This window comes from Cupriavidus sp. GW822-FHT03E04, from assembly GCF_058801495.1.
On sequence record NZ_JBXANI010000046.1, the window covers coordinates 21008 to 38133 of the forward strand.

14 protein-coding genes are annotated in these 17126 nt (G+C 67.5%); 9 read left to right on the plus strand and 5 right to left on the minus strand.

Going from position 1 to position 17126, the window contains the following annotated elements:
* Positions 1 to 44: 44 nt before the first annotated feature.
* A complete protein-coding gene (locus AC1RQC_RS38595) occupies positions 45 to 2000 on the plus strand; it encodes a methyl-accepting chemotaxis protein (protein ID WP_492886629.1) in 1956 nt (651 codons plus the stop codon).
* Between the two features lie 16 nt (positions 2001 to 2016).
* Here the strand turns inward: AC1RQC_RS38595 and AC1RQC_RS38600 are convergent, their stop codons facing one another.
* A complete protein-coding gene (locus AC1RQC_RS38600) occupies positions 2017 to 2925 on the minus strand; it encodes a DMT family transporter (protein ID WP_492815014.1) in 909 nt (302 codons plus the stop codon).
* Positions 2926 to 3192: 267 nt separating this feature from the next.
* Between AC1RQC_RS38600 and AC1RQC_RS38605 the strand changes: the two genes are divergently transcribed.
* The 3 genes from AC1RQC_RS38605 (at position 3193) to AC1RQC_RS38615 (ending at position 4273) form a co-directional block, all read left to right on the plus strand.
* Positions 3193 to 3375, plus strand: a complete 183-nt coding sequence (locus AC1RQC_RS38605) for a hypothetical protein (protein WP_492815016.1) — start codon at positions 3193 to 3195, stop codon at positions 3373 to 3375.
* Between the two features lie 60 nt (positions 3376 to 3435).
* Positions 3436 to 3684 (plus strand): GlsB/YeaQ/YmgE family stress response membrane protein, encoded by a 249-nt coding sequence (locus AC1RQC_RS38610; protein ID WP_017230370.1) that lies wholly within the window; start codon positions 3436 to 3438, stop codon positions 3682 to 3684.
* Positions 3685 to 3778: 94 nt separating this feature from the next.
* Complete coding sequence (locus AC1RQC_RS38615) at positions 3779 to 4273, plus strand: hypothetical protein (RefSeq protein ID WP_174423971.1); 495 nt, start codon at positions 3779 to 3781, stop codon at positions 4271 to 4273.
* A gap of 69 nt (positions 4274 to 4342) precedes the next feature.
* On the opposite strand, the gene AC1RQC_RS38620 is transcribed toward AC1RQC_RS38615, so the two are convergent.
* From AC1RQC_RS38620 to AC1RQC_RS38635, 4 genes are all read right to left on the minus strand, one after another.
* Positions 4343 to 5485, minus strand: a complete 1143-nt coding sequence (locus tag AC1RQC_RS38620; protein ID WP_492886631.1) for a tetratricopeptide repeat protein — start codon at positions 5483 to 5485, stop codon at positions 4343 to 4345.
* A 49-nt stretch (positions 5486 to 5534) separates the two neighbouring features.
* Positions 5535 to 6269, minus strand: coding sequence for a site-2 protease family protein (locus tag AC1RQC_RS38625; protein ID WP_492886633.1), 735 nt, complete (start codon positions 6267 to 6269; stop codon positions 5535 to 5537).
* 37 nt (positions 6270 to 6306) lie between these two features.
* Positions 6307 to 7176: a DUF2167 domain-containing protein gene (locus tag AC1RQC_RS38630; protein WP_492828151.1), complete on the minus strand. Its 870-nt coding sequence runs from the start codon at positions 7174 to 7176 to the stop codon at positions 6307 to 6309.
* Between the two features lie 1302 nt (positions 7177 to 8478).
* Positions 8479 to 9255: an IclR family transcriptional regulator gene (locus tag AC1RQC_RS38635; protein WP_492387174.1), complete on the minus strand. Its 777-nt coding sequence runs from the start codon at positions 9253 to 9255 to the stop codon at positions 8479 to 8481.
* Positions 9256 to 9380: 125 nt separating this feature from the next.
* Between AC1RQC_RS38635 and AC1RQC_RS38640 the strand changes: the two genes are divergently transcribed.
* From AC1RQC_RS38640 to AC1RQC_RS38660, 5 genes are read left to right on the plus strand one after another with little or no spacing between them, the layout of a single operon-like run.
* Complete coding sequence (locus AC1RQC_RS38640) at positions 9381 to 11000, plus strand: acyl-CoA carboxylase subunit beta (protein WP_492886635.1); 1620 nt, start codon at positions 9381 to 9383, stop codon at positions 10998 to 11000.
* A gap of 46 nt (positions 11001 to 11046) precedes the next feature.
* Complete coding sequence (locus AC1RQC_RS38645; RefSeq protein ID WP_492886637.1) at positions 11047 to 12207, plus strand: acyl-CoA dehydrogenase family protein; 1161 nt, start codon at positions 11047 to 11049, stop codon at positions 12205 to 12207.
* Positions 12208 to 12253: 46 nt separating this feature from the next.
* Complete coding sequence (locus AC1RQC_RS38650) at positions 12254 to 13129, plus strand: enoyl-CoA hydratase/isomerase family protein (RefSeq protein ID WP_492886639.1); 876 nt, start codon at positions 12254 to 12256, stop codon at positions 13127 to 13129.
* 44 nt (positions 13130 to 13173) lie between these two features.
* Positions 13174 to 15201, plus strand: a complete 2028-nt coding sequence (locus AC1RQC_RS38655) for an acetyl/propionyl/methylcrotonyl-CoA carboxylase subunit alpha (RefSeq protein WP_492886641.1) — start codon at positions 13174 to 13176, stop codon at positions 15199 to 15201.
* The gene (locus AC1RQC_RS38660) at positions 15198 to 17000 is read left to right on the plus strand and encodes an acyclic terpene utilization AtuA family protein (RefSeq protein ID WP_492812538.1); all 1803 of its coding nucleotides are present in this window, start codon (positions 15198 to 15200) and stop codon (positions 16998 to 17000) included. Before AC1RQC_RS38655 ends, AC1RQC_RS38660 begins: the two co-directional genes overlap by 4 nt.
* The last annotated feature ends 126 nt before the right edge of the window (positions 17001 to 17126 follow it).

A 17126-nucleotide genomic window follows, 5' to 3' on the forward strand; every position in this document is an offset into this window, starting at 1 on the left:
GCCGGCCGATACAAGACGCATGCAAGCGATTCTCTGGGATCTTCGTGGCCACTATTCTCTCCCCCGCCGTGCGCCTGATGGCGCGCCTTACCATCACCCGCAAGCTGCTGTTGCTGGCCATCCTGTTCCTGATCCCGCTTGGCGGTGCGCTCTATGCGGTGCTGAGCCTGTCGGTGCAGACGATCCGCGCCTCGCAGGACGAACTGAGCGGCCTTGCCGTTGTCGACCGCGCGCTCGATTTCATGCGCGAGACGCAGGTCCGTCGCGGCGCGGCCAATGCCGTGCTCGCTGGCAACATTGCGTTTCGCGCGACGTTTGACGGCGCCGATGCGAAGGCCGCCGCACACCTTGGCGAGCTAATGAAACAAGCCGGCGAGGCCGCGCGCTTCGATGTCATGCCTGACGCACGCAAGCTGGAGCAGTCGTGGCAACGCATGCATGAAACGGGCCTGAACGCCACAGCCGGTGCGCTGTTCGACATGCACAGCGCGCTGGTCAAGCAGACGCGGCTGTTTATCGGCGATGTGGCCGACCGCTCTTCGCTCACGCTCGATCCCGACAGCGGCTCGTACTACCTGGTGACGCTGATGGTGGGGCAGATGCCCAAGCTGGCCGAGCTGAGCGCGCTGGCGCGCGGCAGGGGCGCGGCCATCATCAGCCAGGGCGGATACTCTGACGCGGCGCAGCAAGCCGAGCTGGCCGCGCTGGGCGAGCAGATCCAGGACGGGCTGGAATCCGTGCGGCGTGACATCGACCGCGTGATGCGCGGCGCCCCGGCGTATCGCCCGCGGGTGCAAGGCGCGCTCGCGCAACTGGCCGCGATGGATACCTTCTACCGCACGCTGAAGGAAAAGATGCTCGGCAGCGGCGGCATCGCCATCGAGGCCAAGCCCTATTTTGACGAGGCGACGGCGGCCATCAACGCGGTCTCCTCGGTCAACAAGGCGTTTTCAGGGATTGCCCGCGACATGCTGGAGCAGCGCATCGCTGCCGATATGCTGCAGCTCGAGGTGCTGGCCGGGGTCGCCCTGCTGGCCGTGGGCGCGGCGTTCTACCTGTTCGCCGGCTTCAGCCACGGCATGCGCGCCGACGTGCAGCAAGTGGCCGGCATGGTGGACCGGATCAACGCCGGCGACCTGGCCATCACGCTGGAGGTGCGTGGCAGCGACGAACTGAGCCACGTCAAGCGGCACCTGCTGTCGCTGGTGGACACCTGGCGCGCGCTGATCGGCGATACCAAGCTCGGCGCGCAGAACGTGCTGGTGGCCGCCGGCGAGATCGCGCAAGGCAACCTGGACCTGTCGCAGCGCACGGAGGAGCAGGCCTCGTCGCTGCAGCAGACGGCCGCCAGCATGGAGCAGCTCACCGCGATCGTGCGGCAGAACGCCAGCAGCGCGGACCAGGCCAGCGCGCTGGCGGGCGAGGCCTGCGACATCGCCGTGGCCGGCGGGACCTCGGTGGGCCGCGTGCTGCGGACCATGGGCGAGATCGAGGCCGATTCCAAACGCATCGTCGACATCATCGCGGTGATCGACGGCATCGCGTTCCAGACCAACATCCTGGCGCTCAACGCCGCGGTGGAAGCGGCGCGCGCCGGCGAGTACGGGCGCGGCTTCGCCGTGGTGGCCACCGAGGTGCGCAGCCTGGCGCAGCGCGCCGGCAGCTCCGCCAAGGAGATCCGCACGCTGATCTCGCAGTCGGTGCAGCGGGTCGAGGCCGGCTCGGCGCTGGCGGGGGATGCCACCGCCACCATGGACAGCATCGTCGCCGCGGTCAAGCGCGTGACCGTCATGATGAACGAGATCAGCCGCGCGTCGCAGGAGCAGAGCAGCGGCATTGCCCAGGTCAACCAGGCCGTGACGCAGATGGATCAGGTCACGCAGCAGAACGCGGCGCTGGTCGAGCAGGCCGCCGCCGCAGCCGATGCGCTCAAGGAGCAAGCCCAGCGCATGGAGCGTTCGGTGGCGGTGTTCCGGCTGGATCCGGCGATCGCGGCCTAGGCGGCCTTGGCGGCATTCAGCGCCGGTTGGCGATCCAGATGCCGGCCACGATGGCGCCCAGCCCGGCCGCGTGATACCAGCGCGGCCAGTCGCCCAGCAGGGCGGAAGACATCAGCGCGGCAAAGACGGGTGTGAGCGTGAAGAAGAATACTGGCAACTGCGCCCCGGCGCGGGCAATGGCACGGTCCCAGGCAAAGTAGGCCAGCAGCGAGGGGATTGTTGCCACATACACCAGGATGCCGAGCGCCTTGCCGTTCCAGTGAATCGGCACGCTTCCCGACAGCAGCTCCCACGCGACGAACGGCACGCAGGCCGCCACGCCCGCCACGATCTGCGCAAACAGCAGCACGGCCAGCGGCAAGTCCGGGCGCTTCTTGCGCAGCAGCCAGGTGTAGGCGCTCCAGGTGATGGTGCCCGCCAGCATGAACAGATCGCCGGCCACGAAATCCAGCTGGGCCAGCCGCCCGGGATCCCCGCGCAGCATCACCACGCCCACGCCGGCCAGGCATAGCAGGGCGCCCACCACATGCCAGCCGCGCACCCGCTCGCGGAAGAACAGCGCGCCGATGATCAGCAGGAAGATCGGGGCGGAAGCGCCGATCAGCGTCACGTTGATCGGCGACGATGTGGTCAGCGCCAGGTACTGCATGGCGTTGTAGACCGAGACGGAGAGCATGCCCATGGCGGCAATCACCCCGGCATGCTGGCGCAGCGTGGCGGCATGCTCGCGCACGCCCCGCCAGACATAGGGCGCGAGCAGCAGCCCGGCCAGCGCCCACCGGGCAAAGTTCAGCGTGATCGGCGGGATGGCGCCGGCGGCGTAGTGGCCGACGATGGCGTTGCCGGCCCAGCTCAGCGGCGGGAATGTCAGCAGGCCAAGCGTGCCCCAGTCGAGCCGGGCGCGGCCGGCGGCGGAAGTGGTCATCGGAGGGTTGTCGTCCTGTTCGTATTCTTGTTGTTCTTCTTGTTGTTCTGTTTGTTTTGTTTTCTGCCGGCATTATGCCGCAGGCGTGAATTGCAAACGATTGTGACTGGCGTGCTGTTGGCGGATGCGTTGCGCTAGTCTTCCCACCATCCGCACCACCCGGATACGAACTGTTACATAGCGCTGTGTTTTCGCTGTCAACACGCGCTGCCACCGGGCCGTTTTTACAGGCAACGCGCAAGTTGCGCGCCTCACCTGGAGATAGACATGAAGAAGGTACTCGCCATCCTGACCCTCGGACTCTTCGCTGCTGGTGCTTTCGCCCAGGCACCGGCCGCCGACGCCCCCAAGGCGCCTGCCAAGGTCGAAAAGAGCGCGCACAAGAGCAAGGCACACAGCAGCACCAAGCATACCAAGGCGGCAACGCCGGCCAAGTCCGCCGCGCAGTAATGCGCGGGTTCAGGGTGCGCTCCGCTGGGGGCGCACCCCTTTTTCTTTTCTCCTGACGCCATGCACCTGATCTGGACCATTCTTATCGGCTTCGTCGCCGGGCTCGTAGCGCGCGCCATTACCCCGGGCAACGGCCCCAGCGGGTTCTTCCTCACGGCCGCGCTTGGCATTGGCGGCGCGTTGGCGGCCACCTTTCTCGGGCAAGCCCTGCACTGGTATCGCCCGGGGCAGTCGGCAGGCTTTATCGGCGCCGTGGTGGGCGCGGTGATCCTGCTGCTGGCCTATCACCTGATCAGCAAGAAGAGCTAGGCCGCCGAGCCGCTGATGGCGATACGCCAACAGCAAGAGCCAAGCACCAAGCACCAAGCAGCAGCACCCGCAACACAGATCACGGAACCCGATCATGAGCCTGATGGACTTTTTGCAGAACGCAGCCTCCGCCCTGGGCGGCAATCCCGAGCAGCAGGTGGACCACATCGCGCAGAACGCCCCGGAAGGCGCGCTTGGCCAGTTGCTGGCCGGCGCTTTCCACTCGGATCAGACGCCGGCCTTCGGCAATATGGTGGGGGAGTTGTTCGGCCAGTCTAACGGCGCGCAGCAGGCTGGCATGCTTAACCAGCTGCTGGCAACGCTTGGGCCGGCGGTGTTGTCCGGCGCGGCAGGCGGCGCACTGGGCAATCTGCTGCAGCCCGGCGCGACCCAGGTCACGCCCGAGCAGGCCAGCCAGCTGAGCCCGGCGCAGGTGCAGGAGATCGCCACCCACGCCGAGCAGGTCCATCCAGGCATCGTCGACCAGATCGCCGGCTTCTACGCGCAGCACCCCACGCTGGTCAAGACCATCGGGAGCGCCGCGCTGGCCATTGCGCTGGCCAAGTTCAAGGAACACCAGCAGGGCTGAGTATCTGGGCTGGCATGGGCTCGAAGGCCTTGCCTTGGCGCCCCGCGACCTTAGCGCGGGGCGGTGTGCTTATGGCAGCTCCACCTGCAGGCGCGCCAGCGTGCGCAGCAGCGTTTCGTCATCGGGCGACAGGTGAGTCGCCATTGCAAACGCGGCGCGTGCCTCGTCCTTGCGGTCCAGTTGCCACAGCGTTTCGCCCTTGTGCACCAGGCCTTCCACGCGTGCGCCCAGGTTGCCCTCGGTGCCCTCGCCAAAAGCGGCCAGCGATTGCTCCATATAGCCGAGCGCCCTCTCCGGCTGGCCCAGGCGGAACAGTGCCCAGCCTTTGCTGTCGAGGATAAATGGGTCGTCCGGCGAGTGAACCAGCGCCTCGTCGATCATCGCCATGCCGCGCCCGACCATCCAGTTCGCGTCGACCAGCGCATAGCCAACCTCGTTCAGGTTCTCCTTGGCGAGCGGCGCCAGGCCAAGCGCGATATCCAACTGCCTGTCGTCCCGGCCGGCAATCGCCAGGTCGATCAGCTTGCGCCGCACGCGCGCCTGGAAATCCGCACTGATTTCGTCTTTGCCGGCCTCGTAGCTGGCCAGCATCTGCCGGAACACGACCGCCGGCCCGGCGCTGGCGGGCAGGGCGGCGATGGTCTCGGACTGGCGCTTGCACCAGGCATATTGGGCCGCATCCATACTGCCAAACTCATAGTCCAGGCTGATCGTCTGGGCCTTGTGGCTCTGCGCATAGTAGGTATAGCCGCGGCTATCCGTCCTGTTGCAGAACAGGAAACCGTCCTTGAGGTCGAGCACATAGGGCAGGCCGCCCATGGGATGATTGCTGGTCTCGCCGCGCAGCAAAAACGACTCCCCGAAATCCCCTTCGCCGATGATCGGGTTGAGGATCCACTTGCCCTTTGGATAGCGCTTAGGCAGCCGCACCGACACGGTATTGCCCTGCTTGTCGGTGATGCCGAAGATCACACTGTCCTGCTCGTTCGGCTTTGGCATGACGCCTGCGATCCGCTGGCCCGGCAGGAACAAGCGGTAGCGGGCCTCGGGCAGGGGCCGGTCGGTGGCCGGATCGCGCAGCACGAACCGGTGCACCTGCGCGCCTTCGCCGAGCGTGCCCGGCTGGCGGTAGTCACGCGCCAGGGTCACGGCTGGAATGGTTGCCACAGCCAACAGGACCGCGCCCTTCAGGTAAAGCGTTTTGCTTCTCATTGTCTTGGTATTCAAGTTGAATTGGATTCGGGCGATTGGATTCGGGCGCTCAGGCGCCCATGCCGCTGGCGCGCAGGCTGCCCAGCATGCCGTGCAGGTCATGGCTCATGACCGCCAGGAACGCCACCAGCCCGAGGTAGTACAGCGTATAGGTCAGGCGCATTTCCGCGCTGATGGTGTAATAGGCGCGGTTCTCCGGGGCCCGCGGATCGTAGCGCCAGGCCTTGAGCAATTGCGGGGCCGCCAGCAGCGCCACCAGGATCAGGATCGGGCTGGGGCGCCACAGGAACATCGCCACCAGCACCGGCACGCCAAGGAACCAGATGCGCGGCGACAGCACCGCGGTGACGCGCCCGCCATCGAACGGCGAGAGCGGGATCAGGTTGAACAGGTTGATAAAGAAGCCCGCATAGGCCAGCGCCAGCATCAGGCCGCTGCCGGTGCCGCGGCCGATGTAATAGCAGGCCAGCGCGCCCAGGGTGCCAACCACCGGCCCCGCCAGCCCGATATAGGCCTCGGTCTCGACGTCGACCGGCTGGTCCTTGAGTTCGACCCAGGCCCCGACGAACGGAATGAAGGTGGGCGCGCCCACGGCCAGCCCGCGGCGGCGCGCGGCCAGGAAATGGCCCGTCTCGTGGATAAAGATCAGCAGCACGAAGCCGACGGCATAGCGCCAGCCGAAGATCAGCGCATAGGCGCCGATCGACAGCAGCATGGTGCCGCCCGTGGTCAGCAGCTTGCCCATCTTCAGGCCGCCCATGAGCAGGAGCAGCAGTTTGGTCATGGGTACAACTCCGTCGCCGAAGGGCGGGAATGCGGCTTCACTTCGGCTCTGCGGGACCGGACGGCTTGCGCTTGAACCACTTGGTGGCGGAATAACCGATGCCCGCCACTGCCAGCATGATCACCTTGGCGAACTTGGCGAAGAACGCCGCCAGGATGGCCAGCAGGCCCAGCTTCTTCGCCGCTACCCCGCCGATCAGCGCGGCCAGCCCGTATTCCGCCACCTTGTCCGTGCTGGAATTGAAATCCGCATAGGCCTTGCCCTCGGAGAAGTCGAGGTTGGACAGCAACGTGCGCACCACGGGCTTGTTGGCGTCGACCTGGTCGCGCGCGGTGATCAGGTTCAGGCTGACGTAGCCTTCCCGCCCGAGCGCATAGGTGTTGTAGTTGACGGATTGCGGGGCATCGGCCGGCTGGCCCTTCTCGCGTGCCGACATCGACCAGATCAGCCGATGGCTGGCCGCCTCATAGTGGGGCCGCTCCACCCAGCCGACGATCTCAAGCCCGCGGATGCCGCGCTTCTCCCGCTCCTCGTTGGCGGCTTCCGTGCCTTCCTTGAGCGATTTGAAGAGATCGTCGACATTCCAGTCCTTGGCGTCGTCGTCGCGGATGTAGCCCGAGGGCTCGTACTTGGCCACCACCATCCAGTCGTCGTCGCCAGTGGGCAGCACCAGGCCGAGCAGCCGCTCATCGGTGAGGTTGCCCATGGCGTGCATGAGCTTGCCGGCGGCCGGCTGGGGAATGAAGACTTCCTTGGCCGGCAGCTTCAGTGTGGCCTGTTCGCCCAGTTTCACCGTGGCCGGACCCGCCTGGGCGCTGGACTGCGCTGCCTGCCAGGCTGCCTCCATCTCCTTTTCCTTGCTCTCGCTGCCTTGCGCCAGCAGGCTGCCGGAAGCAAGGAGGCTCATCCCGCATGCCAGGCCGGCCAGCACGCCACGCAACTCGTGACCCATCATTCCCACAATGACTTCTCCCTTCACTTGATTATTTGTTTGTTTTTTTGTGGCACTGCCTGGGATGGTTGGGGGAAGGGGGGCTTCCTGTGGCCTCGCATGCAGTGCAATTGCCCGATATTTCGGTGGTTGGTGATTTTAGCGTTTTTTTTATTTGCGGCAGGGGAAGGTGATATTGCTTTGCTGGGTTGGTTGCTGTTTTTTTTGTCGGCGGTGGCATTTTGCACCCTCAAAGGGGCATAGGACATCGCTCTGCTGGGGTTGGTCGCTGTTTCTTTGTACGGCGTTGGTTTTTGGACCCAAGAGCCATACGACATCCCCCTGCGGGGGCTGCCGGTCACTCTTCTTTGCGTCGGCAAAGAAGACTAACGAGAAGAAAGCCGACCCTGCCGGGGGCAGAGCAATCAGGCTTATGTGGGTCGGTGGTTTCGTCGTACGGCCCGGAGTGTTGGCTGGCCTTTGCCATACCGGCTTGAAGGGCATCGCACTTGCATGACCCAATGGTCACGTGGTGGTGCCCCTGATTGCTTTGCGCGGTGAGCATTCGGGCATCTGCCGTTCGCGGTGCGCAGCACCACGATCCTGCCTGCCTTGGTGGTTTCGTGGTTTTGTCTCTGGCGGCGGGCGCCAGGGCATGTGATGCCCTGCCGTACCGGCGCGAGCGGCATCTTGCTTCCCCCCCTCTGGTTTCGTGGTGGGCACCGTGTCCCGTGCGCGAGGGCCGCGCTCGCACCCACGGCGCTCGTCCTCCGAGACAAAACCACGAAACCGGCCACACCCGAAACGGCGCAGCACTTCGCCCCGCGAACGGCAGATGTGGGAACGGGCACCGCAAACGAGGTCAGGGGCCGCACGACGTAACCCATGGGTCATGCAAAAACGATGCCCTTCGGGCCGGCAGAACACGCTAGCCAACACTCCGGGCCGTACGACGCAACCACAGCCCACATAAGCCTGATTGCTCTGCTCCCGGCAGGGTCGGCTTTCTTCTCGTTAGTCTTCTTTGCCGACGCAAAGAAGAGTGACCGGCAGCCCCCGCAGGGGGATGTCGTATGGCCCTTGGGTCCAAAAACCATCGCCGCTCAAAGAAACAGCAACCAACCAAGCAAGGGCGATGTCGTACGGCCCTTGGGTCCAAAAACCAACGCCGTACAAAGAAACAGCGACCAACCCAGCAGAGCGATGTCGTATGGCTCGTGGGTGCAAGATGCCAACGCCGACGAAATAAACAGCGACCAACCCCCCAAAAACCAAAACTCACCCAAACACCCCCCTAATCATCCCCCCAATCTCATGCCGCCGAGCCACCGGCATCCGCGAAGCCGTAGACACAATACTGATCGCCGCTTCCCCGGCAAAAGGCAACGCAAACGCATACCCCACCCCCGCCACGCCCCCCGCGCCAGCCAGCGCATATCCCAGCTTGCGACTGCGCTCCACACCGCGCTGCAGCTTGAGCAGGCTAAGTCCGCTCCCCTCGTACTCAGCCCGATGCCGTTCATAGTGCGCGACGATCTCCTCATCGTCGAGCTTGGCCAGCAGCGCCATGCTGGCAGTTCCTTGGCCCAGCAGGCGGGTGCTCCCGTTGAGCAGATGGAAATGCTGTACGCGGTGGCTGCCTTCCTCGGCGTGCATGCAGTAACCATGGTCGCCGATGCGCACGATCAGGAACACCGTATCGCCGGTCTTGCGCGCCAGCGCTTTCATGCGCGTGGCGCAGGCGCTGGCCAGTGGCGAGCGGTTCATGGTGCGCAGGCCCAGCGCCATGGCTGCCATGCCCAGCCGGAAGCGCTTGCCCGGCTCGTCCTGCACGGCGAATCCCGCGTGGGTGAGGTAGCGCAGCATGCGGTGGGCCGTGGTGCGGTCGATGCCGGTCTGTGCCACCAGTTGCGGCAGGGTCAGGCCTGACTCGTGGTGTTCGGCCAGCAGGCAGAGCAGGGTAAACGCGCGGTCCAGGCTCTGGACGCCGGGGATGGCTGGAGACGGCGGGGAGGGCGGGGAGGGCGGGGACGAGGGCGTAGGCAGGGCGGGCACAGGCAGCATCCGGAGGTGCATCAAAGACGAGTTTGTGCACATTATGCACAAATCACCATGTTGCGCTTGTCGTGCCACCGCGGGTGGTTTGGAATCGATGCATTCCTTGTCCAATGCCCAGCGCCATGCTTCCCATCGAGTCCCGGATCGATCCCGCCAGTCCCGCCTTTGCATGCCAGCGCGCTGGCATGCAAGCCCTGATCGAGCGGCTGCGCGCGCTGGAGCAGCGCGCCGTTGCCGCTTCCGAACGTGCCCGCCCGTCCTTCGCCAGGCGTGGTGCGTTGCTGCCGCGCGAGCGCCTGGCGCGCTTGCTGGATCCCGCTACCGCTTTCTTGCCGATCGCCAACCTGGCGGGCTACGGCATGGATGATCCCGATCACGACACCTCCATCCCCGGCGGCTCGCTGGTGGCCGGCATCGGCCTTGTCCAGGGCGTGCGCGCGATGGTGGTGGCGACCGATTCCGGCATCGATGCCGGCGCCATGACCGAGGGCGGCAACCTCAAGCTGATGCGCTGCCAGGAGATCGCCCTGGAAAACCGCCTGCCGTTCATCCACCTGGTGGAGTCGGCCGGCGCCAACCTGCGCAAGTACCGCGTAGACAAGTTCGTGCGCGGCGGCGGCATCTTCTACAACCTGGCGCGCCTGTCCGCTGCCGGGCTGCCGGTGATCACCGTGGTGCACGGCTCGTCCACCGCGGGTGGGGCTTATATGCCGGGCTTGTCCGACTACGTGGTGATGGTGCGCGGCCGCGCCCGTGCCTTCCTGGCCGGGCCGCCGCTGCTCAAGGCCGCCACCGGCGAGATCGCCACCGACGAGGAGCTTGGCGGCGCCGACCTGCACGCCACCGTCAGCGGCCTGGCGGAATTCCTGGCCGAGGACGACGAGCATGCCATCGCGCTGGCGCGCGACGTGGTGGCCAGCCTGGACTGGCCGGCCGTGGCGCCGCGCCAGCCCCAGCCGGCGCAGCCGCCGCGGCTGGACGCGGGCGAGCTCGATGGCGTGATGACGCTGGATGTGAAGAAGCCCGTGGACATGCTGGAGATCATCGGCCGCCTCACCGACGACTCCGCGTGGCTTGCGTTCAAGCCGGACTATGGCACGGCCACCGTCTGCGGCCGTGGCCGCATCGAGGGCCATGCCGTGGGCTTTATCAGCAATAACGGCCCGATCGACCCGGCGGGCGCGACCAAGGCCGCGCAGTTTATCCAGGCCTGCAACCAGAGCGGCACGCCGATCGTGTTCCTGCAGAACACCACCGGCTTTATCGTCGGCCGCGCCTCGGAAGAAGCCGGCATGATCAAGCATGGCGCCAAGATGATCCAGGCGCTGTCGAACTCCACGGTGCCGCAGGTCACGATCCACTGTGGCGCATCGTTTGGCGCGGGCAACTTTGGCATGTGCGGCCGGGGCTTTCGCCCGCGCTTTTGCTTCTCGTGGCCCAACGCGCGCACCGCGGTGATGGGCGGCGAGCAGGCTGCCATGACGCTGGAGATCGTGGCGCGCCAGCAGGCCGAGCGCAAGGGCGTGGCGGTGGACGAAGCGCGCCTGGCGCAGCAGACCGGCGAGATCGTCGCCAACTTCGAGCGCCAGGCCAGCGCCTTCGTCACCAGCGGGCTGTTGCTGGACGACGGCGTGATCGACCCGCGCGACACCCGCGCCGTGCTGGCCTTCGTGCTGGCTACCGCCCGCGAGGCCGAAGCGCGCGCGCCGCGTGCCATGCAATTTGGCGTGGCGCGGTTCTGATCGCCGCGCCGCGAACACACTGACAAGAAAACCGGAGACCTCCCACATGCTATACACCGAAGACCATCGCAACATCATGGACAGCATCCGCCGCTTCGTGTCGGCCGAGATCGATCCGCATGTCGACGAGTGGGAAGCCGCGGAGATCTTCCCCGCGCACGCGTTGTTCAAGCAGATGGGCGAGCTCGGCTTTCTTGGCATCACCAAGCCGGTGGAGTACGGCGGCCTTGGCCTCGACTTCTCCTACGCGGTGGCGGCTGCCGAGGCCCTGGGCTATGTGCATGCGCAAGGCATCGGCATGGCGGTGGGCGTGCAGACCGACATGGCTACGCCGGCGCTGACGGCCTTCGGCTCCGATGCGCTCAAGCGCGAGTTCCTGGCCCCGGCCATCGCCGGCGAGGCGGTGGCGGCGATCGGCGTGTCGGAGGCCGGTGCCGGCTCCGATGTGGCATCGCTCAAGACCCGCGCGCGCCGCGATGGCGACGACTACGTGATCAGCGGCTCAAAGATGTGGATCACCAACGGCACCCAGGCTGACTGGATCTGCCTGTTGTGCAATACCTCCGATGGCCCGGTGCACAAGAACAAGTCGCTGATCATCGTGCCGCTCAAGCAAGGCGGCAAGCGCACCCCCGGCGTCGAGGTGCAGAAGATCAAGAAGTTCGGCATGTGGTGCTCGGACACCGCGCAGATCTTCTTTGACGAAGTGCGGGTGCCGGTGCGCAACCGCATCGGCGAAGAGGGCATGGGCTTTATCTACCAGATGAAGCAGTTCCAGGAAGAACGCCTGAATGGCGCGGCGCGCCGGCTCGCCTGCAACGCGCTGATCGAGGAAACCGCCGACTACCTGCGCCAGCGCATCGCCTTTGGCAAGCCCTTGCTGCACAACCAGTTCATCCAGTTCAAGCTGGCCGAGCTCAAGACCGAGATGGAAGCCCTGCGCGCGCTGGTCTACATGGCGACCAGGACCTACATCGACGGCGGCGACGTGGTGGAGCTGGCGTCCATGGCCAAGCTCAAGGCCGGGCGGCTGTCGCGCGAGGTGGCCGACTGGTGCATGCAGTTCCAGGGCGGCATGGGCTACACGTGGGACAACCATGCCTCGCGCGCGTATCGTGATTTCCGGCTCGGCTCCATCGGCGGCGGCGCCGACGAGGTGATGCTGACCGTGATCGCCAAGCAGATGGGGCTGATGACAAAAGGCTGACCGCCCGCCATCGCCTGCTGTTCCAAGTCTTCTCATCTCTCCAGCCATGACCAACGCAGTCAATACAGATGCCGGCAATTTCGCCAATGACGCCCACGTCGTGATCGTGCGTGACGCCCAGGGCGTGCTGTTCGTCACCCTCAACGTGCCCGCCACGCGCAACGCGCTAGCGCCGGAAGTGGTCGCCGCGCTGGCGCGCGCCGTGGAGCGCGCCGAGACCGACATCACGGTGCGTGCGCTGGTGCTGCGCGGCGCCGGCGGCGTCTTCTGCGCAGGCGGCAACGTCGGCAATTTCAAGGCAAGGCTGGACGCGGGCGATGCGCCGCAGGATCCGGTGGCGAGCCGCAACCGCGAGTTCGGCTACTTCATGCAGCGCCTGGCAGCGCTCCCCGTGCCCGTGGTGGCGGCGGTGGAGGGCGCGGCCATGGGCGGCGGCATGGGACTGAGCTGCGCCGCCGATATCGTGCTGGCCACGCGCGACGCGCGCTTTGCTCTGTCGGAAACGTCGCTGGGCATCATTGCCGCGCAGATCGCGCCCTTCGTGGTGGCGCGCATCGGCGCGGCGGCCACGCGGCGCCTCGGCTTGTCCGGCGAGCGCGTCAACGGCGACACGGCGGTGGCGCTGGGGCTGGCCGATGCATTGGCCGAGGACAGCGCCGCCCTCGATGCGTTGCTGGCCGAGTGGCTCACGCGCATCTGCCGCTGCGGGCCGCAAGCCAACCGCGCCTTCAAGCCGCTGGTGGCGCGCGCCGGACAGGTTGCGCAGGGCGCCTTGCTGGACGAAGCCTCGCACCTGTTCGCGCAATGCATGCGCAGCGAAGGCGCCGAAGGCATCCAGGCTTTTCGCGACAAGCGCGATGCCGCGTGGGTGGTGCGCTTTGACGCCGCCGCCGTGCGCGCGGCGCAGGCCACGCAGGGCTGAACGCACACAACCTTATCCAGATACTCCGCATCCCGAGACGCCTCATGTCCGCTACCAGCCGACCCTTCCACACTTTGCTCGTCGCCAATCGCGGCGAGATCGCCATGCGCATCATGCGCACGGCGCGCCGCCTTGGCCTTGCCACCGTGGCGGTCTACTCCGAGGCCGATCGCCATGGCCCGCACGTGGCGTACGCCGACCGGGCGGTGCGCATCGGCGACGCCGCGCCGCGCGCGTCCTACCTGAACATCGCCGCCATCATCGAGGCGGCGCGCCGCAGCGGCGCGGATGCGGTGCATCCCGGCTACGGCTTCCTGGCGGAGAACGCAGAGTTCGCCGACGCGGTGGCGCAGGCGGGCCTGGTCTTCGTCGGCCCGCCTGCCACCGCCATCCGCGCCATGGGCAACAAGGCCGAGGCCAAGCGCCTGATGCTGGCCGCGGACATGCCCTGCATCCCCGGCTACCAGGGCGAGGCGCAGGATGATGCCGCGCTACTGCAGGCCGCCGCGCCCATCGGCTTTCCGCTGATGGTGAAGGCCGCGGCCGGCGGCGGCGGACGCGGCATGCGCCTGGTGCACGACGCCCATGCCTTGCCCGGCGCGCTGGCAAGCGCCCGTTCCGAGGCTACGGCCGCCTTCGGCTCCGGCCAGCTGATCCTGGAGCGCGCGGTGATCGCGCCGCGCCATGTGGAGATCCAGGTCTTTGCCGATACGCACGGCCATGTGATCCACCTGGGCGAGCGCGACTGCTCGGTGCAGCGCCGCCATCAGAAGGTGGTCGAGGAGGCGCCGTCCCCGGCGGTATCGCCCGCGCTGCGCGCCCACATGGGCGACGCGGCGGTGCGCGCCGCGCAGGCCATTGGCTACGTGGGCGCGGGCACCATGGAGTTCCTGCTCGATGGCGACGGCAATTTCTACTTCATGGAAATGAACACGCGCCTGCAGGTGGAGCACGCCGTGACCGAAGCCATCACCGGCTTTGACCTGGTCGAGTGGCAGCTGCGCGTGGCAGCGGGCGAGCCGCTGCCGGTCACGCAGGAGCAGGTCGCGCTGCGCGGCCACGCCATCGAGGTGCGGCTGACCGCCGAGGACGTGGCCGCCGGCTTCCTGCCGCAAGGCGGCCCGGTGCTGCGCTGGCGCGCACCGGGCGCGGGGCACGATGTGCGGGTGGATCATGCGCTGCAGGAGGGCGGGGAGATCCCGGTTCACTACGATTCGATGGTGGCCAAGCTGGTGGCCCATGGCGCCACCCGCGAGCAAGCACGCCGCAAGCTGCTGCGCGCGGTGGAGCAGACGGTGCTGCTGGGCGTGGCCAGCAACCAGGGCTTTCTTGCCGATTGCCTGGCGCACGAGGCCTTTGCGGTCAACCAGGTGCATACAGGATTCGTCGACACGCATATGCAGGCGGCACTGCGTGCAACGCGGCCAGCGGTGGCGCAGGTGGCCTGCGCGGCGCTGGCAGCAGCCGGGCTGCTGGCGGCATCGGCGCGCCCCGCACTGGTGGCGCCGGGTTGCAGCCTTGGCTTGCAGGCGGGAGAGCAGCAGTGGCGCGTGGATCTGCGTGCCGTCGCGCAAGGCTGGGAGGTGGTGGTGCGCGGGGGCGAGGGTGAGGGTGAGGGTGAGGGTGAGGGTGAGGGCGGCACGTCCGCCGAGATCGTCCGCGTCCGCGTGCTGCGCGCCGACGAGGAACAAGGCAGCGCGCTGGTGGAGTGCAACGGCATGGCGTTGCCGCTGCTGTTCGCCACCGAGGGCGGTGCCGTGCATCTGTTCAGCGCGGGCCGCGCATGGCGCTTCGCACGCCTGGACCCGCGCCAGAAAAAGCGCAAGCCCGGCGCCGCTGAGCGCGCCGGCGAGCTGCTGGCGCCGCTGAGCGCGCGCATCGTGGCCGTGAAGGCGGCAGCGGGCGAGCCGGTGCAGGCGGGCCAGGTGCTGGTGGTGCTGGAGGCGATGAAGATGGAGCACGCCATCGTCGCGCCGTTCGACGGCGTGATCGCGCAGCTGCATGCCCGGGAGGGCGGGCAGGCGCGCGCGGGTAGTTTGCTGGTGAAGGTGGACGCAGGTGCGCAAGCATGAACACCACAAACGGCACACCCAATACGGCACGCACCGTGCGCATAGGCGGCGCTTCCGGTTTCTGGGGCGATTCCGCCATCGCCACGCCGCAACTGCTGGCCGTTCCGGGCCTGCAATACCTGGTCTACGACTACCTGGCCGAGACCACCATGTCGATCCTGGCGCGCGCCCGCGCCAAGGACCCCGCGCTGGGCTACGCCACGGACTTCGTGCAGGCCGCGATGGCGCCGCACCTCGGCCAGATCCTGGCGCGCGGCATCCGCGTGATTGCCAATGCCGGCGGCCTCAACCCCCAGGCCTGCCGCGACGCGGTGATGGCCGCCGCCGCGCGGCAAGGGCTGGCACCCAAGGTGGCGGTGGTCAGCGGCGACGATGTACTGCCCGCCTTCGAGGGCTGGCGCGCCGCGGGCCTTACCGATCTCCATACCGGCGCCACGCCGCCTGCCGAGCTGATGTCCGCCAACGCCTACACCGGCGCGCAAGGCATCGCCCGCGCGCTGGCGATGGGCGCCGATATCGTCATCACGGGCCGCTGCGTCGATAGCGCGGTGGTGGTCGGCGCGCTGGCACACGAGTTCGGCTGGCAATGGCACGACTGGGACCGGCTCGCCGCCGGCACGCTGGCCGGCCACGTCATCGAGTGCGGGGCGCAGGCCACCGGCGGGTTGTTCACCGACTGGCAGCGCGTGCCGGACTGGGACCGCATCGGCTACCCGGTGATCGACTGCGCGCAGGACGGCAGCTTCGTGCTCTCCAAGCCCGAGGGCACCGGCGGCCTGGTCGATCCCGCGGCCGTGGCGGAGCAGGTCCTGTACGAGGTGGGTGACCCCGGCAACTACCTGATGCCTGACGTCACTTGCGACTTCCGCATGGTGCGCACGGCGTTGCTGGCCCCCGGGCAGGTGCGCGTGCATGGCGCCCGTGGCCGCGCCCCCGGCGCGAGCTACAAGGCCAACGGCACCTGGCAGGACGGCTACCAGCTCAGCCTGATGATGGCGATCCGCGGTATCGACGCACCCGCCAAGGCCCGCCGCACCGCCGACGCGCTGCTGGCGCGCACCCGCGCCATGCTGGCCGCCAACGGCTTGGCGGACTACAGCAGCACCGTGGTGGAACTGCTCGGCTGCGAGTCGCAATATGGCCCGCACGCCCGCGTCTTGCCCACTCGCGAGGTGGTGCTGCGCATCGGCGCGCGCCATGCGCAGGCCAAGGCGCTGCGCTTCCTGCAGCGCGAAGGCTCGTCGGCGGGCACCTCGATGGCCGCCGGCACCCGGTCATCCTTCGCCGGCCGTGTCGATATCCAGCCGGTGGTCAAGGTGTTCTCCTTCCTGGTGCCGAAGGCGGAAGTACGGATGCAGGTCGCGCTGGACGGCCAGACGCAGGCGCTTGCCTGCGCCGCCGTCGTGGGCGATCTGACGGCGCCGGCCGCGCTGGCGGTGGTGCCGGCGCCCGCCATTCCCGGCGGGCCGCGCGTCACCGTGCCGCTGGTCACGCTGGCCTATGCGCGCAGCGGCGACAAGGGCGACGACGAGAACATCGCCGTGATCGCCCGCCAGCCAGCGTATCTGCCACTGCTGCGCGAGCAGCTCACCCCGGCCGCGGTGCGCGGGTATTTTGCGCATCTGGTCGAGGGCGAGGTGGAATGCTTCGAGGTGCCGGGCTTGCACGCCCTTAACTTCCTGCTGCACCGCGCGCTGGGCGGCGGGGGCGTGGCCAGCCTGCGCTCCGACCCGCTCGGCAAGAGCTACGCGCAAATGCTGCTCGATTTTCCGCTCACGGTGCCGCAAGACTGGGCGTAGACCGGCGGCTGCCATTCCATGGCATCGGCCGCCAGGCAAACACGGCGGACCGAAGCCATCCCGACCTGATGGAGCAGACATGAAAAACCCCATGACCCCCGGCTTGCTGACAAACCTGCGATATGG